At 70.1% G+C, this 26,548-nt stretch carries 23 protein-coding genes; 10 read left to right on the top strand and 13 right to left on the bottom strand.

What is annotated here, in order from left to right; translation table 11 throughout:
- Positions 1–109 precede the first annotated feature (109 nt).
- A complete protein-coding gene (locus J8N05_RS21630) occupies positions 110–1,501 on the bottom strand; it encodes an NAD-dependent succinate-semialdehyde dehydrogenase (RefSeq protein WP_210885050.1) in 1,392 nt (463 codons plus the stop codon).
- A gap of 53 nt (positions 1,502–1,554) precedes the next feature.
- The gene (locus J8N05_RS21625; protein ID WP_210885049.1) at positions 1,555–1,839 is read right to left on the bottom strand and encodes a hypothetical protein; all 285 of its coding nucleotides are present in this window, start codon (positions 1,837–1,839) and stop codon (positions 1,555–1,557) included.
- 223 nt (positions 1,840–2,062) lie between these two features.
- Here J8N05_RS21625 and J8N05_RS21620 point away from each other — a divergent pair, with 223 nt between their 5' ends.
- The 3 genes from J8N05_RS21620 (at position 2,063) to J8N05_RS21610 (ending at position 5,098) form a co-directional block, all read left to right on the top strand.
- Positions 2,063–2,611, top strand: coding sequence for a hypothetical protein (locus tag J8N05_RS21620; RefSeq protein ID WP_210885048.1), 549 nt, complete (start codon positions 2,063–2,065; stop codon positions 2,609–2,611).
- 139 nt (positions 2,612–2,750) lie between these two features.
- Positions 2,751–4,280, top strand: coding sequence for a flavin-containing monooxygenase (locus J8N05_RS21615; RefSeq protein ID WP_210885047.1), 1,530 nt, complete (start codon positions 2,751–2,753; stop codon positions 4,278–4,280).
- Positions 4,277–5,098 carry an amidohydrolase family protein gene (locus tag J8N05_RS21610; RefSeq protein WP_210885045.1) on the top strand — a complete coding sequence of 274 codons (822 nt, stop codon included), beginning with the start codon at positions 4,277–4,279 and terminating at the stop codon, positions 5,096–5,098. Before J8N05_RS21615 ends, J8N05_RS21610 begins: the two co-directional genes overlap by 4 nt.
- A gap of 75 nt (positions 5,099–5,173) precedes the next feature.
- On the opposite strand, the gene J8N05_RS21605 is transcribed toward J8N05_RS21610, so the two are convergent.
- Genes J8N05_RS21605 through J8N05_RS21590 form a run of 4 tightly spaced genes read right to left on the bottom strand, consistent with a single transcriptional unit; the run spans position 5,174 to position 8,645 of the window.
- On the bottom strand, positions 5,174–5,629 hold the full coding sequence (locus J8N05_RS21605) for a nuclear transport factor 2 family protein (protein WP_210885043.1): 456 nt from the start codon (positions 5,627–5,629) through the stop codon (positions 5,174–5,176).
- Positions 5,622–6,227, bottom strand: coding sequence for an HtaA domain-containing protein (locus tag J8N05_RS21600; RefSeq protein WP_210885042.1), 606 nt, complete (start codon positions 6,225–6,227; stop codon positions 5,622–5,624). Before J8N05_RS21600 ends, J8N05_RS21605 begins: the two co-directional genes overlap by 8 nt.
- A 15-nt stretch (positions 6,228–6,242) precedes the next feature.
- A complete protein-coding gene (locus J8N05_RS21595; RefSeq protein ID WP_210885041.1) occupies positions 6,243–7,382 on the bottom strand; it encodes an acyl-CoA dehydrogenase family protein in 1,140 nt (379 codons plus the stop codon).
- Between the two features lie 36 nt (positions 7,383–7,418).
- On the bottom strand, positions 7,419–8,645 hold the full coding sequence (locus J8N05_RS21590; RefSeq protein WP_247706387.1) for an acyl-CoA dehydrogenase family protein: 1,227 nt from the start codon (positions 8,643–8,645) through the stop codon (positions 7,419–7,421).
- Positions 8,646–8,768: 123 nt separating this feature from the next.
- Here J8N05_RS21590 and J8N05_RS21585 point away from each other — a divergent pair, with 123 nt between their 5' ends.
- The 4 genes from J8N05_RS21585 (at position 8,769) to J8N05_RS21570 (ending at position 13,933) form a co-directional block, all read left to right on the top strand.
- Complete coding sequence (locus J8N05_RS21585) at positions 8,769–9,695, top strand: cyclase family protein (protein ID WP_210885039.1); 927 nt, start codon at positions 8,769–8,771, stop codon at positions 9,693–9,695.
- A gap of 11 nt (positions 9,696–9,706) precedes the next feature.
- A complete protein-coding gene (locus J8N05_RS21580) occupies positions 9,707–10,519 on the top strand; it encodes an SDR family NAD(P)-dependent oxidoreductase (RefSeq protein WP_210885038.1) in 813 nt (270 codons plus the stop codon).
- Between the two features lie 127 nt (positions 10,520–10,646).
- On the top strand, positions 10,647–12,284 hold the full coding sequence (locus J8N05_RS21575; protein WP_210885036.1) for a GMC family oxidoreductase: 1,638 nt from the start codon (positions 10,647–10,649) through the stop codon (positions 12,282–12,284).
- Positions 12,285–12,319: 35 nt separating this feature from the next.
- Positions 12,320–13,933, top strand: coding sequence for a flavin-containing monooxygenase (locus tag J8N05_RS21570; RefSeq protein WP_210885034.1), 1,614 nt, complete (start codon positions 12,320–12,322; stop codon positions 13,931–13,933).
- Positions 13,934–14,027: 94 nt separating this feature from the next.
- On the opposite strand, the gene J8N05_RS21565 is transcribed toward J8N05_RS21570, so the two are convergent.
- Both J8N05_RS21565 and J8N05_RS21560 read right to left on the bottom strand, forming a co-directional pair.
- Entirely contained in the window at positions 14,028–15,665 is a 1,638-nt protein-coding gene (locus J8N05_RS21565; RefSeq protein WP_210885032.1) for a flavin-containing monooxygenase, read from the bottom strand.
- 41 nt (positions 15,666–15,706) lie between these two features.
- On the bottom strand, positions 15,707–17,440 hold the full coding sequence (locus tag J8N05_RS21560; RefSeq protein WP_210885031.1) for a class I adenylate-forming enzyme family protein: 1,734 nt from the start codon (positions 17,438–17,440) through the stop codon (positions 15,707–15,709).
- A gap of 79 nt (positions 17,441–17,519) precedes the next feature.
- Between J8N05_RS21560 and J8N05_RS21555 the strand changes: the two genes are divergently transcribed.
- Complete coding sequence (locus tag J8N05_RS21555; RefSeq protein WP_210885029.1) at positions 17,520–18,989, top strand: carboxylesterase/lipase family protein; 1,470 nt, start codon at positions 17,520–17,522, stop codon at positions 18,987–18,989.
- 89 nt (positions 18,990–19,078) lie between these two features.
- On the opposite strand, the gene J8N05_RS21550 is transcribed toward J8N05_RS21555, so the two are convergent.
- Both J8N05_RS21550 and J8N05_RS21545 read right to left on the bottom strand, forming a co-directional pair.
- Positions 19,079–19,315, bottom strand: coding sequence for a ferredoxin (locus J8N05_RS21550; protein WP_210885027.1), 237 nt, complete (start codon positions 19,313–19,315; stop codon positions 19,079–19,081).
- A gap of 52 nt (positions 19,316–19,367) precedes the next feature.
- Positions 19,368–20,564, bottom strand: coding sequence for a cytochrome P450 (locus J8N05_RS21545; protein ID WP_210885026.1), 1,197 nt, complete (start codon positions 20,562–20,564; stop codon positions 19,368–19,370).
- A 193-nt stretch (positions 20,565–20,757) separates the two neighbouring features.
- Here J8N05_RS21545 and J8N05_RS21540 point away from each other — a divergent pair, with 193 nt between their 5' ends.
- Positions 20,758–21,858: a Zn-dependent alcohol dehydrogenase gene (locus J8N05_RS21540; protein WP_210885025.1), complete on the top strand. Its 1,101-nt coding sequence runs from the start codon at positions 20,758–20,760 to the stop codon at positions 21,856–21,858.
- 7 nt (positions 21,859–21,865) lie between these two features.
- On the opposite strand, the gene J8N05_RS21535 is transcribed toward J8N05_RS21540, so the two are convergent.
- The 3 genes from J8N05_RS21535 to J8N05_RS21525 all read right to left on the bottom strand — a co-directional run bounded on the left by J8N05_RS21535 (position 21,866) and on the right by J8N05_RS21525 (position 25,387).
- Positions 21,866–23,059 (bottom strand): NAD(P)/FAD-dependent oxidoreductase, encoded by a 1,194-nt coding sequence (locus J8N05_RS21535; protein ID WP_210885024.1) that lies wholly within the window; start codon positions 23,057–23,059, stop codon positions 21,866–21,868.
- Positions 23,056–24,681 (bottom strand): FAD-dependent oxidoreductase, encoded by a 1,626-nt coding sequence (locus tag J8N05_RS21530; protein WP_210885023.1) that lies wholly within the window; start codon positions 24,679–24,681, stop codon positions 23,056–23,058. Before J8N05_RS21530 ends, J8N05_RS21535 begins: the two co-directional genes overlap by 4 nt.
- 97 nt (positions 24,682–24,778) lie before the next feature.
- Positions 24,779–25,387 carry an acyl-CoA-like ligand-binding transcription factor gene (locus J8N05_RS21525; RefSeq protein ID WP_210885022.1) on the bottom strand — a complete coding sequence of 203 codons (609 nt, stop codon included), beginning with the start codon at positions 25,385–25,387 and terminating at the stop codon, positions 24,779–24,781.
- Positions 25,388–25,492: 105 nt separating this feature from the next.
- On the opposite strand from J8N05_RS21525, the gene J8N05_RS21520 reads away from it, so the two are divergent.
- The gene (locus J8N05_RS21520) at positions 25,493–26,329 is read left to right on the top strand and encodes an SDR family oxidoreductase (protein ID WP_210885021.1); all 837 of its coding nucleotides are present in this window, start codon (positions 25,493–25,495) and stop codon (positions 26,327–26,329) included.
- Positions 26,330–26,548: the final 219 nt, after the last annotated feature.

The following is a 26,548-nucleotide window of genomic DNA, read 5'->3' as shown; positions in this document are numbered from 1 at the left end:
ACCGCACACGACGAGAACTCCCTCCTCCCCGGATCACCCCGGAGAGGAGGGAGTTCTCTGCGTCCCACGTCGGTGACGGCGCCCGTCAGGCGTGCGTCACGACGGTGCCCTACGGCAGCGCGTACGTCTTCAGGTTGGCGAACTGGTCCATGCCCGTCCGGCCGAGTTCGCGGCCCACGCCGGAGAACTTGGTGCCGCCGAAGGGAAGTTCGACGCGCGCCGGCAGGAACTGGTTGATGCCCACGGCGCCGGTGTCGAGTCCCGCGGCGACGCGCTGCGCCTCGTCGAGGTCCTCCGCGAACACCGAACCGCCGAGGCCGTACTTGGTGTCGTTGCCCAGGGCGATCGCCGCGTCGGCGTCGGGCACCCGGAACACCAGCCCCATCGGCCCGAACGCCTCCTCGTGGTACAGGCGCATGTCGGGGGTCACATCGGTCAGCACCGCCGGACGGAAGTACGTGCCGGGACCGTCGATGAGGCCGCCCGGGGCAAGCACGGTGGCGCCCTTGTCGACCGCGTCCTGGTACTGCTCCTCCAGCAGCTCGGCGGCCGACCTGCTGGACATGGGACCGAGCGTCGTCTGCGGGTCGAACGGGTCCCCGATGTGCTGGTCGGTGAAGAGCGGCACGAACTTCGCGATGAACTCGTCAGCGACGCCCTCCGTCACGATCACCCGCTTGGGCAGGGCACAGGCCTGCCCGCCGATGATCAGCCGGCAGGTCGCGGCGGTCGCCGCGGCCTTGTCCAGATCGGCCGAGTCCAGCACCACGAACGCGTCCGACCCGCCCAGCTCCAGGACGACCGGCTTGATGTGGCGGCTCGCCTGCGCGCCCACGATCGCCCCGGCCTGGTCCGAACCGGTCAGTGTCACCCCGCGGACCCGGGAGTCGGCGATGAACGTCGAGACCTGGTCCCTGGACAGGAGCCCGGTCTGGTAGACGCCGTCCGGGAACCCGGCCTCGCGGAAGATGTCGTCGAACAGCAGCGTGGACCCGGCGCAGATGGCGGCGGGCTTGACGATCACCGTGTTGCCGAGCATGAGGTTGGGCGCCGTCGCGCGCATCGCCTGGTACATCGGGGCGTTCCACGGTTCGATGCCGAGGACGACACCGACCGGTTCGCGGCGTACGACGGCACGGGAGATGCCCGGCACCGGGACCACCTCGTCGGCCAGCAGCTCGGGGCCCCGGTCCGCGTAGTAGGTGAACATCTCGGCCGCGCCGTGCGCTTCCGGTATCGCCTGGCTGAGCGGCTTGCCCATTTCGAGCGTCGTCAGACGGCCCAGCTCCTCGGCGTGCGAGCCGATCAGTTCGGCCACCCGCCGGAACAGCCGCACCCGCTCCTCGATCGGCACCTGCCGCCAGGCCAGGTACGCCTCGTGGCCGCGCGACAGCAGCTCCTCGGCGCTCTTGTCGTCGAGCGCGTTCCACGAGCGCACCAGTTCGCCTGTCGCGGGATTCAGCGTGCGGTACTGGCCGGCGTCGACGGTAGTGCTGGTCACGATGGGCCCTCCTTGAGGACGTGTGAGCAGGGGTGGTGGAGGACGCGGGCGGGTCAGGGCGTCGGGAGGCCGGACGCGTACACCTCGCCCGAGTTCGTGTGGACCAGGACCGCGAGGCGCAGTAGTTGTGTTGCCGAGACCGAAGTCGTGTTCGCGTCGTCCATGCCGGTGAGTCCGAGGTCGCTGAGCACGGGAGTGGCGATCTCGCCGATCCGGTGCGCGGTGTCCCAGACGAGCTCGCGCCAGCTGAGCCAGCCGAGAACATCATCGGGGGAGGGGGCGCCCGGCAGCAGATCCGCGGCCCGCTCTGCCAGCTCCCAGATGCCCTTGATGTCCACGGCCGTCCTCCTTTGGATGCTGCGGCGAACTTCTCAGGACAGTAAGGAGCACAACACTCGGGCGTCAAGGGATGCCATTGACATCTTTTGGTTACGTCGCCTTAATCCGCGTATCCGCCCGGATCGGCGCCGGGTGTCGACGGCCCGGCGGCGTCGGGGGCGTGCTCTATGCTTGTCGTTACTCTTGTTGAGCAGGTTTGGCGACCATGTGGAGGTACGCCCGATGGCACGCGACGGAAGCGCCCGAGCCCGGGTCCGACAGTTGCTGGTGACCTCGGGCCCGGTCAGGGACCCGTCCGGGTACACGTCCGCCGTACTCAAGGAGGCGGTCGGCTACCGGGGTTCGGCCGTCGCCTTCATCCAGCTGATCGCGGCCATGGAGCGGGACGGCGAGATCGTCCGGGAGATCCGCGGGAAGCGTACCTACGGGATCGCCGCGTCCGAGGAGACCGCTGAGAGCTTCCGTGCGCAGTCCGAAGCCGTCGAGGCTGCCACTTCGCAGGACGCGAGCCCGGTGGCGGGCCTGGAGATCGACTACGACGCGCTGGCCGCGGCCATCCTGCGGCAATTGTGGTCGGCCGCGAAGTCGCCCGAAGCGCGGCAGGGCGTGAAGGCCGGTTCGGAGCAGGGCGGCCCGGAGCAGGCCGGTCAGGTCCAGTCCGATCCGCAGCGCGACGAGTACACCCGGCGCCTCGAAGCGGCCCGGTCCCAGCTGGACGAACTGCTCGGCCCCGCCTTGCGCGACCTGCCGGCGTCCGCCTCGAAGGGCTGAGAAGCTCCCGACCGCTCCGCGGGTGCCGCTCACCGGTCAGACATGACATGTACACCACAATCGCTGATCCAGTGCATGCTAATCTTGTTGGAACATTATTAAGAGACAACTTGATGTGGCGACAGGATCGGAGAGCTGGATGAAGCAGCCGCTGAAGGTTGCCGTGGTCGGCGCCGGCATGTCCGGACTTTTCATGGGGCACCACCTCAAGAACGCCGGGATGCGCTTCACGATCTACGAGAAGCGCTCCGCCGCAGGTGGGACGTGGGACACCAACACGTACCCGGGCCTGCATGTCGACGTCCTGACGCGCAACTACGAGTTCCCGTTCGCGCGCGGACACCACTGGACCAAACGGTATGCGCCCGGTGAGGAGGTCCGGCGCTACCTCGCGGACTTCGCCGAGACCCGGAACCTGCTGCCGCACATCGAGTTCGACACCGAGGTGACGTCGGCGGCGTGGGAGAACGGCGTCTGGACGCTCACCCTGGCCGACGGCTCGACGAGCACGGCCGACATCGTCGTCACCGCCACCGGCTTCCTGCGTACGCCCGCGATACCGAAGGTCCCGGGAGCGGACACCTTCCTCGGCAAGCAGTTCCATTCCTCCCGGTGGGACCACTCCCTCGACCTCAAGGACAAGAGCGTCCGGTACGGCGTGGTGGGCACCGGCTCCAGCGGCGTACAGATCGTCAGCGCGCTCGGCAAGACGGGCGCCGACGTCACCCACTACATCCGCACGCCGCAGTGGATGCAGGTCAAGGACAACCCCAGGTACACGCTCACCGAGAAACTCGTCCTGCGCATCCCGCCGCTGGCCAGACGCTACGACCGGAAGATGGCCGAGCTGCGGGTGAAAACGGACGGCAACGAGACCTGGCGCCTCGTACCGGGACCCGACCGCGAGGAGATGAAGCGGCGCTTCCTGAAGATGCTGGAGGACGAGATCCCGGATCCGGAGCTGCGCGCCAAGTTCACGCCGACCGAACCGCTCGGCGTCAAGCGCATCGCGAAGACACCCGACTACTACCGCGTGGCGCAGCAGGACAACGTCCACCCGGTCTTCGGCGGGATCCGGCGCGTGGAGCCGCACGGGATCGTGGACGATCGGGGCACGCTCCACCGGCACGACGTCATCGTCTGGGCGACCGGCTTCGACGCGCACGCGTACATGCGGCCGATGCGCGTCACGGGCCCCGAAGGGCTGACGATGGACGCGGCGTGGCGCGACGGCGTCACCGCGTTCCGCGGCATCGGTGTGCCGCGTTTCCCCAACTTCTTCCTGCTGTGCGGCCCGTTCGCCCCGGTCAACTCGCTGACCATCCCCACCACGCTGGCCCACGAGGTCGGCTACCTCATGCGCCTGTTCGACGTCATAGCGCGGACCGGCCAGGGGTACGCGCCCTCGGAGGCGGCGACCAAGGCCTTCGTCGACGAGGTGCGCGAGGCGCTGCCCGGCACGACGTACTCCGAGGGCGACAACTGGTACAGCCAGGAAGTCGGTGTCCCGATCATCTGGCCGTTCACGCGGGCCCGACACGAGGAGCAGTACGCCGAGCTGCAGATGAGCGACTTCGACGCCTACCCCGCGGCGGAACCGTCCCCCGCGGCGGACCCGTCCCCGGTGGCGGATCCGTCCCCGGCGGCGACGGAGCACCGGCACCGATGATCATCGACGCGCAGATCCATGTGTGGAAGGCTCCGACCGCCGATCGGCCGTGGCCGCCGGACGCCATAGAGCCGCACCGCGCGGTCCCGTTGGAGGTGCCGGAGGTCAGCGCCCTCATGGCCGGGGCCGGCGTCTCAGGAGCACTGCTGCTCGGGCCGACCTGGGAGGGCTCGCGCAACGACTACACCCTCGCCGCCGCGGCGGCGCACCCGCGACGGTTCGGCGCCATCTGCCGCTACGCGACGGGCGATCCGGCGGAGGTCGAGAAGCTGGCGCACTGGCGCGAGACCGCCGGCATGTACGGAATCCGCATGTCCCTCAACCGCGGCGATGTCGACGGGACGGTCGCGGCGGCAGAGGCCAGCGGATTCTGGTCCGCAGCCCAGCGGTTCGGGGTGCCGCTGAACATCTACGCACCCGGCCGCCACGCGCTCTACGAGCGGCTCGCCCAGCGGTACCCGGGGCTCAGGATCACCGTCGACCACGCGGCCGTCGAGTCCGCCGCGGCGCCACTGGCCGAGGCCGTCCAGCCGCTGCTCGCCCTCGCGAAGTACCCCGGAATCGCGGTCAAGGCCTCCGCGCTGCCGTGCTTCGTACGGGAGGATCACCCCTTCCCGTCCGTCACCGAGACGGTCCACCTGCTCGTCGACGCCTTCGGCGCGGACCGGGTCTTCTTCGGTTCGGACCTTTCCCGACTGCCCGTCCCGTACCCGCAGTTGGTGGACGCCTTCGTGCATCACACCCCTCTGCTCAGTGAGAGTGAGCGAACGGCGGTGCTCGGCGGGGCGCTGGCCGACTGGATCGGCTGGGACCGGTAGACGAGCGAAAAGACGGGTGGGTGCCGGGTACTTCACTGAAGTACCCGGCACCCACCCGTCATCGCTCAGCGTCGTTCAGCGAGTGATCTCGTCCCGTACGGTGCGGGTCTCGCGCCACTTCATCGAGACCCGGCGTTCGGTGATCCGCCAGCCGTCCTGCGTGCGCTTCAGGAGATCCACGTACGAGCCGCCGCCCGAGACGCGGACGATCTCGCCCTCCTCGGCGCCGCGGCGCCCGGTCTCCACCTGGTAGTCCGAGTACGCCGTCGCCCGGTCCCCGTCCAGCTCGACGACCGTGTTCACCAGCGGATGCTGCGCGAACAGCCAGGCGGGGTCCGGCTTGCTCAGCCGGGCACGCATCCCGGCGGGGGTCTCGCGCTTGCCGCCCATCGGCGTGAAGTCGATGACCGCGTCGGCGGTGAACGCCAGCTCCCAGGCCTCCCAGCGGCGTTCGTCGAGCCCGTAGGCGTAGTTGCGGAGAGCCGCCTCGATGCCGATGCGGTCGCGCAGCGCCTCGATGTCCTCAGCCATGGTTTCCTTCAGGTCGTCCGGGGTGTTCGGGTCGTTCCGGTCGGGGAACCGTGATGGTCAGCGGGGCGAAGGGCTCGCCCGCCTCGTAGACGTCACCGAAGAGCTCCACGCCCTCGGGCGCCAGGCGGACGTCGGTGGCGTGCCACTCCTCGATCCCGCCCTCCGTCCGCCGGCCGGTGAGGTCGAACGTCACCAGCCGCAGCCGTCCGCCGTCCCGCGACGCCGGATCCAGGACGGTCAACTCGCCCCGGCCGCCCGCGCGTACGACGACGCGCGGCAGGGCGATGTGCACGGACAGCATGCCGAAGTGGCCGACGAACCGGACGTCACCACCGAACGCGAACGTCTCCGCGACGGAAGCGGCGTCCTCCTCCAGCGGAAAGATCAACTCGTTGCGCTCGTTCACCGCGACGCCGTTGCCGAGATGGGCCCGTCCGTCCTGCATACGGGCGACGTACGCGACGAAGCTGGTCTTGATCGCCCAGCGCAGGCCGTGGACCGGCGAGGCGGTGGCCCGCGACTCCTCGACGGCTCCGGGGGCAGTGGCCTGCGACTCCTCGGCGCCTTCGGGCACGACCTGTTCCTTCTGCTGCACCATGCTGGTGGCCTCCCGTCAGTCGGCGGCGGAGGCGAGATCCACCGTGCGTGCCGCCACGTGCTCGATGTGTTCCCCGGCCGTGCCGAGGAGCAGGGCGTCGGTGGTCGCCCGCTTCAAGTACAGATGGGGCGAGCCCTCCCAGGTGAACCCCAGTCCGCCGTGCAACTGGATGGCACTCGTACTGATCCACAGATACGACTCCGAGGCCACGGCCCTGGCGAGGCTCACCGCCAGCCGGGCGTCGTCCGTGCCGTCCTCCAGGGCCCACACCGCGTGATAGGCCACGGACCGGGCCTGCTCCAGCGAGACCAGCATGTCGGCGCACCGGTGTTTCACCGCCTGGAAGGAGCCGATGGGCCGGCCGAACTGCAGGCGGTCACGTACATGGGCGACGGTCGCGTCGAGCATCCGCTGCGCGCCGCCGACCTGCTCGACCGCCAGCAGGGCGGAGGCGACGAGCAGCGCCCGTTCGCAGACGGACGGGCACTCGCTCTCGTCCGCGACGCGTCGCGCCGCGACGTCGTGGAGCACGATGTCGGCCTGCCGCCGGGTGAGGTCGAGGGTGGACAGCGCGGTCCGGGCGACGCCTTCCGTGTCACCCTCCACCGCGAACAGCGCGACCCCGGACCCGGTGCGGGCCGCGACGAGCAGGAGGTCCGCCGTCGTCCCGTCGGGGACCTGGGCCAGCGCACCCGACAGGGTCCAGCCGCTCTCCGCGGGAGTCGCGGTGACCGTCACCCGGTCAGGGGAGAAGGTGCCACCGTGCGTCGGGACCGCGAGTGTCGCGACGCGTTCGCCCTTGGCCAGCGCGGGAAGGTAGTCGGCCCGCACCGCGGCGTCGGACAGCGCGGCCAGGGCGGGCATCGCCAGGCAGACCGTCCCGAGCACCGGCCCGCACACCAGCGCGGCGCCGAGTTCCTCGACGACGACGGCCTGATAGACGAGGCCGGCCCCCTCACCGCCGTAGGCCTCCGGTACGGCCAGTCCCAGTACGCCCAGCTCGGCCGCGAGGCGGCGCCAGAGCGCACTGTCGCTTCCGGTGTCCGTGATCATCGTTTCGCGGACCGTGGATTCCGGCGAGACCTCGGCGCAGAAGTCGCGCACCATGGTGCGCAGCTCGGCCAGTTCGTCCGTGAACTCGAATTCCTGTGTCATGGCAACCAATGGGTGTCTCGCGGGTGGGCGTCGGTGTCAGCGCGGGACGTCGCGCCACGGGATCTTCTTGTCGGCACGCGGTTCCTGCGGGAGCTTCAGCACACGTTCCCCGATGACGTTGCGCTGGATCTCGGACGTGCCGCCTTCGAGCGTGGTGGCCCGTGAGCGGAGGTACTTCCGCTGGATCGCGGTGGGTCCCGACTCGTCGTCGGGGGCGTCGGGGGAGTAGGTGTCGATCAGCGTGCCCGCCGGGCCCAGCAGCTCCATGCAGAACTCGTAGACGTGCTGGGTCAGTTCGGAGCCGACCAGTTTGGTGACGGCGCTGCCCGGCCCTGCGGTGGCCTGCGTGGCCGCCGCCACCCGGGTGCGGTCGGAGGTCAGCCGGTGCGTCTCGGCGCGGATCCACAGCCGGGTGAGCCGCTCCCGCAGGACCGGGGTGTGACGTTCGGGATGGGCCTGCCACAGTGCGAGCGCGTCGGCGATCACGCCGCTGCCGCGCGCCGGCACCCGGTCGCCCAGGGAGGTGCGCTCGTCGCCCAGGGTGCTGTTGGCGACGATCCAGCCCTCGCCGACCGCGCCGAAGCGCTGGGCGTCGGGGATGCGGACGTTGTCGAGGAAGACCTCGTTGAACTGGGCCCGCCCGGTGAGCTGCCGCAGGGGGCGGACCTCCACACCGGGGGTGGTCATGTCGAGGATGAAGTAGGTCAGGCCCTTGTGCTTGGGGACGTCCGGGTCGGTCCGCGCGAGGAGCACGGCCCAGCGGGAGGTGTGCGCCAGGCTGGTCCACACCTTCTGGCCGTTGACGATCCAGTCGCCCCCACCCGGCGTCACGGCGTCTCCGGTCTCCTGGACCGCCCGGGTGGCGAGCCCCGCGAGGTCGGAGCCGGCGCTGGGCTCGCTGAAGAGCTGGCACCACTTCTCCTCGCCCGTGGCCAGTGGCCGCAGTAGTCGGGAGGCCTGCTCCGGGCTCGCGTAGCGGCGGATCGTGCCGGCGACGATCCCGTACCCAATGGTGTTCACGGTACGGGGTTCGGGGCCGCCCGCCTCGCGCATGACCCGGTTGGCCACGGGCTGCAGACTGCGCGGCGCCCGAAGCCCGCCGAGGCCTTCGGGGAAGTGCACCCAGGTGAGTCCGGCGTCGTACCAGGCACCCATGAGTTCGGTGAGCGGGACGTCGCGTGGCGGGTGCGCGGTGACGACGTCGCGGGCCACCTTCTCGATCATGGCGGCGTCGGGGGCGATGGAGGGGGCTGTCGTGGTCACAAAGCTGATGCTAACATGTTGGAACATTATTAGATACTCGCGAACAGTATTGAGGAGGCCGTCATCGCCGCCCGCAGAGCCGTCTCACCCCGCCGCGAGTACACGAGAGCCGATGTCCTCGCGATGGCGGAGCGCCACCGCACCTGGGGCAGGTGGGGACCGGACGACGAGCGGGGTTCGACGAACTACGTCAGCAGGGACAAGGTGCGCGAGGCCGCGGGCCTTGTGCGTACCGGGCAGGTGTTCTCGCTCGCCACACCCTTCGACCGTGCTGGGCCCAACCATGGACGTCCGGGCAGTCCCCGGGTCAACCCGCAGCACATCATGTTCCGGCACGGCGGTGACATGCTCGCGGACTGGGAGAACGCCCGGCACGGGATGCGCTCGACCGACGACGGTGTCTACATGCCGCTTCAGGCGGCCACGCAGTGGGACGCCTTCTGCCACGTCTTCTTCGACGGCGTCACCTACAACGGTCACGGCCCCGAGTCGGTGACCGGCGCGGGAGCCGCGCACAACAGCATCACCGAGGTCCGCGAGACGACCACCGGCCGTGGCGTCCTCCTCGACTTCCCGCGCTTCTACGGCGTGGACTGGCTCGAACCGGAACAGGCCGTCCAGGACGACGACCTCGCCGCGTGCGCCGAGCATCAGGGCGTGGTGATCGGCGAGGGCGACATCGTCCTGGTGCGCACCGGGCACATGGAGCGCCGTCGCCAGGAGGAGTTCTGGGGCGACTACGCGGCGGGACCCGCGCCCGGCCTCGGACTGAGCGCCTGCGACTACCTGCTGCCGCGCAAGGTGGCGGCCGTCGCCTCGGACACCTGGGGACTCGAAGTCGTCCCGTGCGAGTCACTGCCCGACGTGCCCTTCGGCATGCATGTCGTGATGCTCGTCAACGCCGGCGTGCTCATCGGTGAGATCTGGGATCTCGACGCGCTCGCGCTGGCCTGCGCGGCCGACGGCGTGTACGAGTTCTTCCTCTCCGCGCCCCCGCTGCGGATCACCGGTGCCGTCGGCTCCCCCCTCAACCCGATCGCAGTCAAATAGGAAGGCGTCACATGCCTGTCGAGCCCGACGCGAACATCGTCCCCGACTACGCGTCCCTGATGCGGCTGGACGGCCAGGTCCATGTCGTCCTGGGCGCCGGTCAGGGGATCGGCCATCAGAGCGCGCACGCACTCGCCGCGTACGGCGCGAAGGTCGTGTGCGTCGACCGTGAACAGGACCGGGCGGACGAGGTGGCCAAGGAGGTCGGCGGCGTGCCGTGGGTCGGCGAACTGACCGAACGGGACTCGATGGCCGAGCTGTTCGACCATGTCGGCCGGGAACTGGGCAGACTCGACGGGGTCGTGGACATCGTCGGCCTGGCGCGCTACAAGCCGCTCACCGAACTGACCGACGACGACTGGCAGTGGCATCTCGACGTCGTGCTCAAGCACGCCTACCTGGCCCTGGAGTACGCCACGCGGTACTGGCGGCGGACCGGGACGGGCGGCTCGGTGGCCTTCGTGGCGTCGGTCGCGGGCAAGCAGAGCTCACCGAAGCTGGCGGCCTACGGGGCGATGAAGGCCGCGCTGATGTCGCTGGTGCGCACCGCCGCCGTCGAGCTGGGACCGCTCGGCATCCGCGTGAACGCCGTCGCGCCCGGCGTGGTGCGCACCCCGCGCGCACAGGCCAACCCCAAGTGGACGCGGGAACTGCTGGACGCGAACATCGCGAAGACGCCCACCGGACGGCTCACCTACCCGGCCGATGTCGCGGCCGCGCTGCTGTTCTTCCTGTCCCCGCTGTCGCGCCAGATCACGGGCGAGTCACTGGCCGTCGACGGCGGCAACATGGCCCTCTTCAACGTGGACTCCCCGACGCCGTAGCCGTGTCCGCGAAGTCCCTCCTCCACCGCCTCTGTCGCCGGGGACCGAATGAGTCATGTAGTTTTCTAATTATGCTCCACCATTATTGGGAGTCGGGCGCGGAAAGAAGCGAGATGCCATGGCAGACATGAGCAGCGGTACCTACGACTACGTCATCGTCGGATCGGGCGCCGCGGGGTCCGTACTCGCCGCGAGGCTGAGCGCCGACCGGGACGTGTCGGTGCTGTTGATCGAGGCGGGCGGCCCGGACCGTGCGCCGATCCACCTGGTGCCCAAGGGGTTCTACTACACGGTCGCCGACGCCAGATACGCCAAGGACTTCGTGACCGAGCCCTACCCGGACGGGTCCCACGAGGTCTGGCACCGCGGACGGGTCGTCGGCGGCTCCACCACGATCAACGGAATGGTGTGGAACCGCGGTTGGGCCCCCGACTACGACCAGTGGGAGGAGGCCGGCAACAAGGGATGGAACTGGCAGCGGTTCCTTGAGGCGTACCGCGGGATCGAGGCGCACTCGCTGGGAGGCACCTACTTCCGCGGCGACAAGGGCCCCGTGCCGATCGAGATAGCCGGCCCCTCCGAGCCGGTCTGCGAGCAGCTGATCCAGGCGATGGACCGGCACGGCATCGCGTTCGAGGACGACATGAACGGCAGCGACAACAACCGGGTGTCCTACGTCGCGTCGAACACCCGGAACGGACTGCGGATGAGCGCCTCACGGGCGTTCCTGCGCCGGGCCCGACGCCGCCGCAATCTCACGGTCGTGCCGAACACCGAGGCCGAGCGCGTTCTCTTCGAGGGAACCCGCGCCATCGGGGTGCGGGCCCGCCGCGACGGCAAGGCGGTCACCTTCCGCGCCCGCCTAGAAGTACTGCTGTGCGGCGGCGCCTTCGACTCACCGCTGCTCCTGGAGCGCTCGGGAGTCGGCGATCCGGACGTCCTGGAGGCGGCGGGGGTGCCGCTGCTCGTCGCCAGTCCGGGGGTGGGGGAGAACCTCAGGGAACACCGGGGCGTCCTGTTCCAGCTGAGGCTGGACGGGGTCCGCGGCTACAACCACCTGGCCTCCAGCTTCTCGCGGCAGATGTGGACCGGCTTCAAGTACCTGTTCACCCGCGACGGCCTGATCGCCCACGGCGGTTTCGCCGTCTCCGGGATCTACGCCTCCGACCCGGCGTCCTGGCGCCCCGACACCCAGAGCTTCTTCACCCCGATCTCCACGTCCACGGCCAACCCGATGACCGGCCGCCTGGTCGTGGACAAGCACCCGGGCGCGCGGTTCGTGACCTTCCCCCTGCACCCGACGAGTCGAGGGCACATCCACATCACCGGCCCCTCGGTGACGGACGCGCCGGAACTCGTACCGAACTTCCTGAGCACCGAGCACGACCGCAGGCTGCTGCTCAAGGTCGTCCGCAAGGCCCGCGAGATCCTCGCGACACCGCCGTTCGCCGACCACGTCGTGGCGGAGCTCGAACCAGGGCCCGGTATCTCGACCGACGAGCAGATCCTCGACCACGCGCTGAACAAGGGCAACGCCGGCTACCACACCCTCGGCACCTGCGCGATGGGCCCCGACGAGCACGACGTGGTCGACGACCGGCTCCGGCTGCGCGGCACGACCGGTCTGCGGGTGGTGGACGCGTCGGTCTTCCCCCAGCAGCCCTCGGGCAACAACAACGCGCCCACGATGGCGCTGGCCTGGATCGCCGCGGACATCGTCCGAGCCGACCGCGTGCGCGGCGCCGCCCCTGGCTCCCGACCGTGACCCGGCCCGAACCCGCGACGCAGAAAGACAGGGAAATGACACAGAACGACCCCAAGACCGGCATCGACCACGACGCCGTGATCGTCGGCGCCGGGATCTCCGGGATCTACCAGCTCCACCGGCTGCGCCGACTGGGCCTGCGGGTGAAGCTCCTGGAGGCGGGCGGGGGAGTCGGCGGCACCTGGTACTGGAACGCCTACCCCGGTTGCCGGTTCGACCTGGAGAGCTACAGCTACGGCTACTTCTTCTCGCGGGAACTGCTCGACGAGTGGACATGGTCGGAGGAGTACGCGTCACAGCCGGAGACCGAGCGCTATCTGAACTTCGTCGTCGACCGGCTCGGCCTACGCGAGGACATCCAGCTGGACACCCGGGTGAAGTCGATGGTCTTCGACGACGCCACCGGCACCTGGACGACGACCACCGAGGACGGCACGGAGCTTCGTTCCACCTATGTCGTCACCGCGGTCGGCATCCTGTCGGCACCGATATATCCGCCCTTCCCCGGCCGCGAGGACTTCCGCGGCGAGATCCACCACACGGCGCTGTGGCCGCACTCCGAGGTGGACTTCACGGACAAGCGGGTCGCCGTCGTCGGCACCGGCTCCAGCGGTGTGCAGATCGTGCAGACGGTCGCCCCCGCGGTGCGGTCGATGACCGTCTTCCAGCGCACGCCGAACTGGTGCACCCCGCTGAACAACACGAAGATCTCACCCGAGAAGGCGGAGGAACTGCGGCTGCGCGCGGCCGAACTGCACGCACGGCTCCTGGCCTCACCCGGTGGCACCCAGTACCAGGCCCGCGCCGAGCGCGCGGTGGACGTGAGCCCGCAGGAACGCCTCGCGGTGTTCGAGGAGCTGTACGAGGCACCGGGCATGTCGATGGTGCACGCCAACTTCCAGGACGTCACGCGCAGCGCGGAGGCCAACGCTCTCCTGAACCAGTTCCTGGCGGACAAGATCCGCCAGCGGGTGAAGGACCCCGAGACCGCGGAACGGCTCATCCCCAAGGACCACGGGTTCGGACAGAAGCGACCACCTCTGGAGATCGACTACTACGAGGCCTTCAACCAGGACAACGTCCAGCTCGTGGCGACCTCCGAGGAACCCGTCGAGCGGATCACCGAGACCGGGATCAGGACCTCGCGGGGCCACTACGAGGTCGACATGATCGTGCTCGCGACCGGCTTCGAGGCCGTCACCGGCTCCTTCAACCGGATCGACATCCGCGGCGCCGGCGGTCTCCCGCTGCGCGAGCACTGGGCGGGCGGGCCCCGGACGTACCTGGGCATCCAGACGGCCGGATTCCCCAACCTGTTCATGGTCGGCGGCCCGCAGAGCACCACGGGCAACATCCCCCGGTACGCGGAGGTCCAGGCGGACTGGGTGACGGACTGCCTCGACCACCAGCGGCAGCAGGGGATCACCCGCGCGGAGGCGACCGCGGAGGCCGAGGACGCGTGGTCGGACCTGGCATACTCGACCATCAAGGGCACCCTGCAGGAGTCGGCGAGCGGCTGGGCCTGGGGCACGAACGTGCCGGGCCGCAAGAGGACGTTCCTGCTGTACGCGGGAGGGTTGCCGCGGTACCGGTCCGAGCTGGACCGGGTCCGTGACGCGGCGTACGAGGGGATCGTGTTCTCCCGCTGACGGGGTTCACCCGCCGACAGGCGGCACGTGACGTGTGACATGTGAAGGGGCGGCGGTGGATGAATCCACCGCCGCCCCTTCACACGGTCTGCCGCTACTTGGAGATGCGGAACCCCGGGTAGCCCGTCCTCGCCAGCGTCCGCAGCCGCTCGACGTACTCGGACAGCGCCCCGATGTACGCGAGGTACACGCGCTTGCGCGGCCTGCCCCCGTCGCCGTCCTCGTCCTCGTCCTCCAGGTTGTCCCCGAAGTAGATGGACTTCGTCTGTGCCAGCAGCCCGCCCGACGCGCGCCGCTGGACCTCCTCGGACCACTCGCGCTCCGCCTCCGGGGTCGCCTCGACGCGGCGGATGTCCTCGGTGACGATGTGCTCGGCGAACTCGGCCATCCACTCCAGCACCCGCTCGGCGCACCGGGGACCGTTGCCGTGACCGCCCTTGCCGTGCGGCCCGCCCATGATGAAGAGGTTGGGGAATCCCGAGACCTGGACGCCGAGGTAGGTCACCGGCCCGTCCTCCCACGCCTTCCGGAGTGTCCTGCCGCCGACGCCCGTGATGTCGATGCGTTTGAGGGCGCCGGTGAAGGCCTCGAAGCCGGTGGCGAAGACGATCATGTCGAAGGGGAGCTCGCCCTGGGACGTGCGGATGCCCGTCTCCGTGATCTCCTCGATCGGGTTCTCCCTGACCGGGACCAGCTCGACGTTGTCCCGGTTGTAGGACTCGTAGTAGCCGCTCTCGCAGGGCACGCGCTTGGTGCCGAAGTAGTGGTCGTCGGGGATCAGCAGTTCGGCGGTCCGGGGGTCGTCGACGCGCTCCCGGATCTTGTCGGCGAGGAAGCCGGACCACTTCTCGTTGGCCGTGATGTCGGTGGCGATGTCGGCCGGCAGCCCGATCCACTTGGAGAAGCCGTGACCGCTGTACGCGGCCTCGAAACGGTCGCGCAGGCCGGCCCCGTCGTAATCGGTGGTGGGCCGGGGGTCCCAGTCGTGCAGGAAGCCGCTGAAGGTCTTCTGCAGACGGTCGAACATGTCGGGGTAGCCGGCGCGGATCTCGGCCATCTCCTCGGTCGAGAGCGGCGCGTTGTTCAGCGGCACGGCCCAGTTCGCGGTGCGCTGGAACACCGTCAGATGCCCGGCGGTCTTCGCGATCTCCGTGATGACCTGGACACCCGTCGAGCCCGTCCCGATCACCGCGACCCGCTTGCCCTCGAAGGTGACGTCTTCGCGTGGCCACTGCGCGGTGTGGCGGACCTCGCCGCCGAAGCGCTCGATCCCCGGTATGCGGGGGTAGATGGGGGCCGAGAGCACGCCGGTCGCGGTGATGACGACATGCGCGGTGAGCCGCTCGCCCGTCCCGGTCGTGACCGTCCAGTCGTCGGTGTCCTCGTCGAAGTCCATCGCCGTGACGCGCGTGTCGAACCGGATGTCCTTGCGCAGGTCGTAGCGGTCGGCGACGGTCCGGTAGTACTTCTCCAGCTCGGGCTGGGCCGCGAAGTGCTCCGACCAGTCCCACTCGCCGAGCAGGTCCTTCGTGAAGGCGTACTGGTAGCTGTAGCTCTCGGAGTCCAGGCGCGCGCCCGGATAGCGGTTCCAGTACCAGGTCCCGCCGACGTCGCCGCCCGCTTCGAGGACGCGCACCTTCAGGCCGGCCTCGCGCAGCAGATGGAGCTGGTACATGCCGGAGATCCCGGCGCCGATGACGATGACGTCGAAGTCGGGGGTGCGGACGGCCATGCTTGTCCTCCGGAAATCTCGAATGCGTACGTGAAGGGGTGTCAGGAGGCGGGGGTGGGGTCGAGCAGCCGGCCGAGGTCCAGCGCACCGGCCAGCTCACGCTTGACGATCTTTCCGCTGGCGGTGCGGGGGAGCGGCCGGTGGACGATCGCGACGCGGGCGGGCACCTTGAACGCCGCGAGCCGCTCGGCGAGGTGGGCGCGCAGGTCCTCCGGGGTCACCGCGCTGTCCTGCGGCGCGTGCACGATCGCCACGAGCTCCTCGCCCAGCAACGGGTGCGGCGCGCCGAGCGCGGCCGCCTCGCGCACCTCGGGGTGGGTTTCGAGCGCGACCTCGACCTCGGAGCAGTTGATGTTCTCCCCGCCGCGGATGACGATGTCCTTGATCCGGCCGACGAGGTACACGAAGCCTTCGGCGTCGATCCTGCCGAGGTCGCCGGTGCGGAACCAGCCGTCGCGGAAGCTGTCGTCCAGAGGGCCGGCGCCGGTCCCGGTGCCTTCGTAGCCCTGGATCACCTGCGGGCCGCGGACCACGACCTCGCCCTCGGCGCCGGAGTCGAGCAGTCGGCCGTCCGGGCCCATGATCGCGACCTCCGCGGTGGGCAGCGGCCTGCCGACGCTCGTGGGCCGGCGGGCGAAGTCGGCGGCGGAGATCGCGACGACGCCGGAGGTCGTCTCCGTCATGCCGTAGCCGGTCTTGGGGACGACCGTGTCGCCGAGCACGGCGCGCACCTCCTCGACCACGTGCGCGGGCGCCGCGGCGCTGCCCATGCCGAGCGAGCGGAGCGAGGAGAGGTCCCGGCCGGTGGTGCGCGCGGCGGCGAGGAACGTCTGGACGACGAAGGGCGGCCCGGAGACCTCGTTGACCTTCTCGGCCTCGACGAGCCGGACCGCCTCGGCGGCGTCCCACTTGTACATGAGGACCAGGGACTGCCCGGCGTACAGGGTGTTGTAGAGCGTGTTGAGGCCGGCGATGTGGAAGAACGGGAACGTGACGAGCTTGCACGACCGGGGAGGTGGCGACACCTCGACCGGCCCGCCGCCCTCCGGCTCGGTGACCGGCACGGCGCGGATGAGCTTGTTGAGCAGGGAGGCCGAGTGGTTGAGGTGCGTGTGGACGGCCGCCTTCGGCCTGCCCGTGGTGCCCGACGTGAAGAGGATGGTGGCCACGTCGTCAGGGAGCACCTCGGCGTCCGGTGGGTCGAGGTCCGGTGTGTCGAGGTCCGCGGACAGGTCCGTGAGCAGACTCGCGCAGTCGGTGACACCTGGCGTCGGGGCGGCGCAGCGTACGCCGATCAGTTCAGGCGCGGTGATCCCGAACGCCTGGGCGAGCGCGATCCGTTCCTGGTCGGCGAAGAGCACCTTGGGCCTGGCCTCGCCGACGAGGTCGGCCAGCTCCGGTCCCTTGAGCCAGGAGTTGAACGGCACGGCGACCGCGCCGAGCAGTTGGGTCGCGCCGAAGGCGAACACGAACTCCGGGTAGTTGCGCATCGCGATGCCCACCCGGTCGCCCTTGGCGATGCCGAACTCGCCCCGCAGGGCGTGGGCCAGACGCACGGTCCGCGCCCACAGGCCTGCGTAGTCGTAGTGCTCGTCCCGGTATCCGATGGCGAGAGCGGAGCCGTGCCGCTTGGTCGCCAGGAACGCCTCCCGCAGGGTGCGCGGTTCGCGGTCGAAGACCTTGACCGTCCGGCCGCCGACCGCCCGCTCGGTCAGGGGGAAGGCTCCGCCGGGCGCGGTCAGCAGTTCGAGCCGTCGCTTGTCGTCCAGTGTCATCGACGCGGAAGCCCCTTCTGTGATCCCATAGTAATGCCATAGTAGCGCACTTCATTTATTAGGAGCATAATTAAAGCCCATGGAAGCAAGACTTGACCAGGGCACCTTCCGCGGCACGCGCGAGCGTGGGGTGCTGTCCTTCAAAGGGATCTCCTACGCGGCACCGCCGACAGGCGAGCACCGGTTCGCCGCGCCCCGCCCGCCCCTGCCGCACGCGGGCGTCGCCGACGCGACCGCGTACGGCCCCACGGTGTCGGCCCCGCCGCAGCGCTCGGCCGTGATCGACGCGCTGCTCCCCGACCCCGTGCGGCCGGGCGTGAACGGCCTCAACCTCAATGTCTGGACCCCGGACACCTCGGCGAGTCTGCCGGTGTTCGTCTGGATCCACGGCGGAGGCTTCGTCACCGGAACCGGGTCGACCACCGTCTTCGACGGGTCGGCGTTCGCACGGGACGGCGTCGTGGCCGTGACCATCAACTACCGACTCGCCGCCGAGGGCTTCCTGTATCTGCCGGACACCGTGCCCAACCGCGGACTGCTGGACCAGATCGCGGCGCTGGAATGGGTGCGGGACAACATCGCCGCCCTCGGCGGGGACCCCGCCCGGGTCACCGTCGCGGGGGAGTCGGCGGGCGCGATGTCGCTGCTCACCCTGCTGACCGTGCCGCGGGCCGAGGGCCTGATGCGGCGCGCGATCGCGCAGAGCGGCGACGGCCACCACGTCCACACGCCGGAGGAGGCACGGCTGTTCGCCTCGGAGCTCTGCGCCGAACTGGGAGTACCGCACAGCGTGCGGGGCGTCTCCGGAGTCCCGGCGGACAGACTCCACGCCGCCACCAACGAGGTGATCGGCCGGGCCGCCACGGGCAAGGACCCGCGGTTCGCACGGTTCCGCCGCCTCGCGATGCAGCCCGTCGTGGACGGCGAGATCGTGCCCCGGCATCCGCTCGACGCGGTCCGCGACGGCGCCACGAACGCCGTCGAGCTGCTGATCGGCACGAACGCCGACGAGTACGGACTGTTCTGCGCGCCGACCGGGCTGGCGGACACCCTGGACGAGCGGACGCTCGCGGCGACGGTCGCGAGGCTCGGTGTCGACCCCGCGGTGATGATCGAGCGGTACCGCGCCGGCCTGCCCGGAGCGACCGCGGCGGAACTGTACGTCGCCATCCAGTCGGACTGGTTCTGCCGCGTGCCGGCCGTGCGGTACGTGGAGGCGCGACGCGCCGCCGGAGCGGAGAGCCATGTGTACGAGTTCGCGTGGCGGCCGGACACGTACGGCGGGCGGCTGGGGGCGTGCCACACGCTGGAGATCCCCTTCGTGTTCGACACGCTGGACGATCCGTGGGGCATCGCGCTGCGCGGCCCCGACGCGCCCCGGGAGCTTGCCACCCGTACCCATGGGGCGTGGGTCGACTTCGTGGCCGGCGGCGATCCCGGCTGGGAGGTCTACGGGGAGCGGCGCAAGGTGCGCCAACTCGGTTCGCGCGCGGGGACGGTGGAGAATCCCGGCGCGTTCCGGCTCGAAGCCTGGGAAGGCGTGATCTGAACGGACGCGGACCGGGCGGGGCCCGCCGGGGGTGTCCTCCCCGGCGGGCCCCGCCCGGTCCGTGGGGGCAGGGTCAGCGTGTACGGACCTCAGCTCCCTGAGGTCTCCTCGATCAGGATGGCGCCCTCCGGGCAGGCCATCGCGATGTCCTCCATGCCGTCGCGCCGGTCCGCCGGTTCGACCCGGTCGAGCACCTTGGCGTAACCGATGTCGTCGGACTCGAAGTACTCGGGGCCCAGCGCGTAGCACCGGCCGTGTCCCGCGCAGAGGTCGGTGTCGATCCGGAACCTCAGACCGGTGGCTTCCTTCCCGGAAAGAGAGGTCATGGTTGCGTGCTCCTCGCGTCGTGGTGGTTTCGCCGGGCGGGCCGTGCGCCCGTCAGGCGGGGTTCAGTTCGAGCGGCAGCCTGGTCAGCTGCTGCATGAAGCTGCCGTAGCGGTGCCGGGCGACGAAATCGGTCGGCAGCTCGTACCGCGGGAAGCGCTCGTGCCACACCTCAAGGCCGACGCGCATCTCCATACGGGCGACATGGGAGCCGAGGCAGCGGTGCACGCCCAGCCCGAAGGCGCTGTGCCGGTTGGGCGTGCGCAGCAGGTGCACCTCGCGGTCCAGCTCACGGTCCGCGCCGGACCGGGCGATGAAGATCCGGTCACCCTTCTTGACGGGGCAGCCCGCGAGTTCGCCGTCCTGCGCCGCGACCCGGCCGGCGGGTCCTCCGGTGTTGTACACGCGCATCAGTTCCTCGATGGCGTCCGGGATGACATCGGGGTCGTCCACCAGCAGCTGCCGGTCGGCGGGGTGCCGCGCCAGGTGCCAGGCGATGTACGACAGCTGGGTCGACGTGGTCTCCTGTCCGGCGATGAACGCCAGGGTCGCCATGCCGACCAGGAGCTTCTCCTCGACCGGCTCGCCGTCGATACGGATCTGGGTGAACGCGGTGGCCAGGTCGTCCCGCGGCTCCTGCCTGCGGGCCTTCATGACGTCACCGACGATCGCGTTGATCTCCTCCTCGATCGCGTTGCGCTCCTCCTGCGTCGGGAAGTCGAAGGCCGCGGCCTGGGCCAGTTTGAACATCCGGTCCGCGTCGCCCTCGGTCACCCCGAGCCACTCCAGGAAGAACCTCGCCGGCAGCTTGCTCGCGAAGTCCTTCGCGAAGTCGCAGGAACCCGCGGCCTCGATGCTGTCGCACAGCTCATGGCTCAGCTCCCGCACGCGCGGCTCCAGCGTGGCCACCACGTTCGGGCTGAACAGCGGGATCAGGGCCCGCCGGTAGGCGGTGTGCTGCGGCGGATCCATCGTGATCGGCGGCACGTCGATCACGACCTCCTCCTTGGTGTACGTGATCGGGCTCGGCAGGTTGGACCACATACGGGGGTTCTGCAGCACGGTCTTGACCGTGTCGTAGTCCGCGGCGACGAAGAAGCCGCGGCCCGCCGGGCTGTAGAACAGCGGCGCCGTGTCGGTGGCCTCGTCCCACACCGCGAACGGATCCTCCGCGAACCGCTCGTCGTTCTCCAGGTCCAGGCGGTGGACCGGGAGGCCGGATTCCTCGGCACGCTCGGCCATGGACGTCATGGGCTACCCCTTTCTTCGACGCTGCTCGGGCGGGAACACGCGCCCCGTTCTTCACACACCACATGCGTTCCGGAGTCGGCCGGTCGTCGCGCTCTCATGCTGCTACTTATGTTTACATTCGACTTCCAGCATAATAGACAGCATGAGTAGCGGGGGCAATGGCCGACCGCACCTCACTCACGAGAGGCACATCATGAGCAACCGAGCCGCCATCCTGTGGGAGACCCGAGGGGAGTGGACCGTCGAGCCGGTCGAGCTCGCGGACCCGGGCCCGGGCCAGATCCTGGTGAAGGTGAAGGCCACCGGGCTCTGCCATTCCGACGACCACGCGGTGACCGGCGACATGCCGGTGCCGCTGCCCCTCGTGGGCGGTCACGAGGGGGCCGGGATCGTCGAGGCCGTCGGCCCCGGCGTCACCAGGGTCGCGCCCGGCGACCACGTCGTGCTGATCTTCAACCCGCCGTGCGGACACTGCCGCAACTGCGGGCAGGGCCGCTCGAACCTGTGCCTCAACGCGGCACAGCAGGGCTACGGGCAGCAGACGCCGTTCTCGGCACGCGGACAGTCGGTCGCGGCGACCGGTGACCTCGGCACGTTCGCGGACCGCACCGTCGTCTCCGAACGCTGCGCCATCAAGATAGACAAGGACGTCCCCTTCGCCGCGGCGTCGTTGCTGGGCTGCGCCGTGACCACCGGCTGGGGCGCGGCGGTCTACCTCGGCGAGGTCGGTCCCGGGGACAACGTGGTGGTCGTCGGCAGCGGCGGCGTCGGCGTCAACTCGGTCCAGGGCGCCAGGAACGCGGGCGCGAACCTGATCGTCGTCGTGGACCCGGTCGAGTTCAAGCGCGAGCAGGCGAAGACCTTCGGAGCCACCCACGCCGTCGCCTCCATCGCCGAGGCCACCGAGCTGCTCACGGAGCTGACCCCCGGCCGCCTCGCCGACGTGGCGATCCTCTCGGTCGGCGTGAGCAGCGGCGGACTGCTCGCCGAGACCGTCGATCTGGTGGGCCCCGGCGGCATCGTGGTGATCACCTCGGTGACGCCGGCGGCCTCGACCTCGCTGGACCTGTCCCTCTTCCAGTTCACGCTCACGCAGAAGACCCTGCGCGGGAACGTCTACGGCGGTGTGAACGTCTACCGGGACGTTCCGCTGCTGGTCGACCTGTACCGCAACAAGCATCTGAAGCTGGACGAGCTGATCACGTCGACGTACACCCTGGACGACATCAACCAGGGGTACGCCGACCTGCATTCCGGAAAGAACCTGCGCGGAGTGGTCCTGCTGGAGGACTGACCGGCGGTCAGGTGCGGGAGCCCGCCCTCGCCGTCTCCAGTTCCGCGGTGAGACGACGGAGGTGGGCTCCCGCCTGTTTGGCGAGCCCGAGCAGCACCACCCCGACGAGAGCGCCGTCCCGGCTGTACCCGATCGCGGCCTCGCCCGTCAGATCGCCCTCCAGCACGGCACTCGTGTCGGCCAGTCCCGGCATGCCGAAGGACCGGATGCTGACGACGCCCTGATCCGACCAGAAGGCGGGCACCGTGCCGAACGCGGCGGGCGGTTCGCCCGCGTCGAGGTCGGCGACCAGTGTCCTGGCCGCGTGCAGGGCCGTGTCCGCCGCGATCTGCCAGTGCTCGACACGCCGGGGTACGTCGTCGAAGTGGGCGTTCGGGAACCGGGCGACGTCACCGACGGCGACCGCGGCGGGTGTGCCTCCCATGCGCAGCCGGGCGTCGCACACGACCCCGTCCGCGAGATCGAGGCCGTTGTCCGCCAGCCATTGCGTGTTCGGCCGGGAGCCGATGGCCTCCACGACCAGGTCGGCCCCGAGCCGTGTGCCGTCGGTGAGGACGACGAGGTCCTCGCCCACGCTCGTGACTCCCTGCCCGAGATGGAAGCGCACGCCCGCCCCGGCGTGTCTGCGGCCCAGCTCGGCGCCGACCATCGGTCCCAGCGGCACGGTCATCGGAGCCGCGTCGAGCGCGACGACGGATACCTCGCAGCCGCGTGCGACGGCGGCCGACGCGACCTCGCAGCCGATGAAACCGGCTCCGATCACGACCACTCTCGTTCCCGCCGTGAGGGCGGTGGTGAGGGCGACCGCGTCGTCCACCGTGCGCAGGACGCGCCGCACGCCGCCGACGGCCTCGGGCAGCCTCCTCGCGGTGACACCGGACGCGGCCACCAGACCGTCGTAGACCAGCGACGACCCGTCCGCCAGCCACAGGGTCCGGGCATCGAGGTCACTGCGCACGACGCGGTTTCCCAGCCGCCATTCGGTCTCGTGCTCCGACGGCCGCAGCCGCAGAGCGACCTGGTCGTGCGAGCCGGTCCCGTCGAGGAGGATCTTCTTCGACAGCGGCGGACGGTTGTAGGGCATGCGCGGCTCGTCGCCGACCACGACGATCCGCTCGGTCCAGCCGGCCCGGCGCACCGCCTCCGCCGTACGGAGCCCGGCGAGGCCCGCGCCCACGACCGCGATGACGCGGGCCGTCATGACGTCACCCGCGAGGCGGCGAGGAGTTCTGCCACACTCACCAGCTTGACGCGGGCGCGCCCGGCCTCCCGGCCGAGACGTCGCTCCGCCTGGTCGATACGTGTCCAGGCGTGCTTGTCGACCACGTCCGGATTGCGTTCGGACACCAGCTGCGCGAGATGCTCGACGTCATGGACCGGGTCGGTCAGGCGACCCCCGGCAAGGTCGTCGAGGAGGGCCTCCACGGTCTCCGCGGAGTCCGTCCTGTTGCTCCCGATCATGCCGTTGGCGCCGCGCTTGATCCAGCCCGCGCAGTAGACGCCGACCACCGGCATACCGCTCTCGGGGTCGTACACGGCGCCGCTGCGGTGCGGCAGCGTACCCGTCACGTCGTCGAACGGCAGCCCGGCCACGGAGCGTCCGCGGTATCCCACGGCACGCAGCACGAACGACGTCTCGATCGTCTCCGTGCTTCCGTCGGCGCGGCGGAACGTCACCGACTCCACCGCGCCGTCACCGTTCACCGACACCGGCGTGAGCCCGTACCGCAAGGTGATCGTGCGTTCGCCGCCGTCCGCTCCGCCGGATTCGCGGCCCGCGGCCCGCACGACCGCGGCTTGGACGACCGCGGCCTGACGGTCGGTCCGTCCGGCGAGGCTGTCGGCCTCCCCGGGAACCGCGCGCAGCGCGACCCCCTCGGTGCTGTCGAGCGCCAGCAGTTCACCCGTGCTGTAGGCGGCGTGCTCGGGGCCTCGCCGTGCGGCGACCACGACGTCCTCGATGCGGCTGGCGCCGAGCAGTTCGACGGCGTGCGGGGCGATGTCGGTCGGCTCCAGCGCGCCGACCGGCCGGGCGAGCACCCGGGCGGCGTCGAGCGCGACATTGCCGTTGCCGAGCACCACCGCACGCCGGCCGGTCAGGTCGAAGCGGTGGCCGGTGAAATCGGGGTGGCCGTTGTACCAGGCGACGAACTCCCGCGCGGAGAAGCAGCCGGGCAGTTCCTCACCCGGTATGCCCAGACGGCGGTCGTCGTCGGCGCCGCCCGCCCACAGCACCGCGTGGTGATGCTCCAGCAACTCGTCGATCGAGATGTCGCGGCCCACCTCCGTGTTGAAGAAGCAGTGCACGCCGGGCCGGGCCAGCACCGAACCGAACCGGTTCGCGATCTGCTTGGTCCTGGGATGGTCCGGAGCCACCCCGGCCCGCACGAGGCCGAACGGGGTCGGTAGACGCTCGAACATGCTGACCGTGACGCCCTTGATGTCGCTCAGCTCACCGGCCGCGTAGCAGGCGGCCGGGCCGGAACCGACGATCGCGACCGACAACTCGGCACGTCCCGCGGGCAGTTTGCGGTAGACCAGATCGGGCGGGAGCGACTCGGCGATCGGGTTCGCCGCGAAGTACTCCGCGTTGATGTCCAGGTAGTCCGCCGACTCCTCGGACAGGTCGAACTCGGAGTCGATCGCGTTCACCGGGCACTCGTCCATGCAGGCGCCGCAGTCGATGCAGGTCGCCGGATCGATGTAGAGCTGCTCCGCCGTCGTGAAGTCGGGGTCGCCCGGGCGGGGCCGGATGCACTGGACCGGGCAGACCGGGATGCACGAGCTGTCCTTGCAGCATCCCTGGTTGATTACGAAGGTCATGACGCCGGGACCCTCTCTCGCGGCTCTGTCAATAATGTTCCAAACATAATATAAACAGGTTTCCGCCGTACGAGGGCTCCGGGCACGCAATGGTGTTCTACATGTTGTCGAGTCGAGGCAGCATGAGTTGAAGCATCTGCGTCACCACGGTGGGCAGATCCTCGGCCGGATGGGCCGTCCAGTACTCGTGGGCGATCAGGTTTCCGCTCAGCGCGGCCGCGCCGACGGCCATCGGCAGCATGTCCGTGACCTCGGCGCCCGCCCTCCGCGCCACGAAGGCCGTGACCATGGCGCGCCATTCGGCCTGGTGCCGGGCGAGTGACCCCTGGACGGCGGGTTCGTGCAGTACCAGTTCGGCACGCTGGAGTGCCCAGGTCCGCTGGGACTCCGACAGGCGGTAGGCGGCCGGGATCACGCGGCACAGGGCGTCACGGCAGTTCTCGTGCGCCGGTGCCGCGTCCAAGCCCTCCCGCACCCGGTCCAGTTCCTTCTGGGTCTCGACCCACAGCACGTCGGCCTTCGTCGAGAAGTACCGGAAGAACGTGCGGCGACTGATTCCGGCCACAGCCGCGATGTCGTCGACCGAGGTCTCGGAGAACCCCTGGCGGATGAAGAGCTCCTGGGCGATCTCGGCGAGCCGGTGCGCGCTGGTCGAGGCGGGCCGGCCGCCGAGGTTCACCGCTGTCCGCGCCGATGGCTCCGTCATGCCGCCCATCGTCGCACGCTTCGCGGTTTACTTTTGTCCCACTGCGCCATAACCTTTCTGATCAGCGGAATCCGGCGTCATCGGCGATGTCAGGAGGGTGGTCCCGTGGGACGGCTCGCAGGGAAGGTCGCGTTCATCACCGGGGCGGGACGGGAGCAGGGTCGCCGTCATGCCGTCCGGCTCGCCGAAGAAGGGGCCGACGTCATCGCCGTGGACGCGGCGGCTCCGGCCGGCATCGATCCGAGCCCTTCGGCCCCCGGCGGCCTGGCTGAAACTGCCCGCCTCGTCGAGCGCGCGGGAAGACGTGTCGTCGCCGTACGCGCCGATGTGCGCGACGCGGCCGCGCTGACGGCGGCCGTCGACCAGGGCGTGGCCGAGCTGGGCCGGCTCGACATCGTGCTGGCGGACGCCGGGACCGTCGACCCCCTCGCGGTCCTCGAAGAGGCCGAGCAGACCTGGCAGCACGCGATCGACGGCAGGCTCATCGGCGTCTGGAGGATCATCAAGGCGTCGGTTCCCCATCTGATGAGCGGAGGCCGAGGGGGATCGGTGGTCATCACGACTCCGCCCGCGACCCCGCTCACGGCCGGGCGCTCGGCCGGTCGCTCGGACGGGCGCGCCCCGCACGGCGGTACCGCGCAGGCCTGGCTCATCCCCCTGATCCAGGTGCTGGCGGAGGAGCTGGATCCGTACGGGGTACGGGTGAACGCCGTGCACCACGAGACCGCCGCCGACGACGGCGTCCTCGGTGGGCCGGTGAGTCCGGCGCTCACCCGCATGCCGGTCGAGACCCCCGACCCGGACGACATCACGAACGCCGTGATGTACCTCGTCTCCGACGACGGCTGTTACGTCAGTGGCACCATGCATGTGGTGGGCGCCCGCGACGACCGGTGGGCCGCGGGACCCCGCATGGCGGACGCGCAGACCGCGGGCTGCTGAGGCTCTGACGCGGGACCTCCTGTTCGTGGAAGTGGGACCTCCTGCCGTGCTCCATGCGTGCTCCACTCATGCTCCATGAGTCGCTGTCACGATTGGTAAGTGATGGAGTAAGTGGTGTTCTAAGCCTGGACAAGTAATTGTTCGGCCGTTTAGCGTGACTGCGCATCGGCCGTCGGCGCGTTCTCGCCCTGCCCGGCCGCCACTCAGCAAGGAGAACCG

This window comes from Streptomyces liliiviolaceus (assembly GCF_018070025.1).
Taxonomy (GTDB): domain Bacteria; phylum Actinomycetota; class Actinomycetes; order Streptomycetales; family Streptomycetaceae; genus Streptomyces; species Streptomyces liliiviolaceus.
The sequence above is the reverse complement of the archived record's forward strand: the minus strand, read 5'-3'. Positions and strand labels throughout refer to the sequence as shown.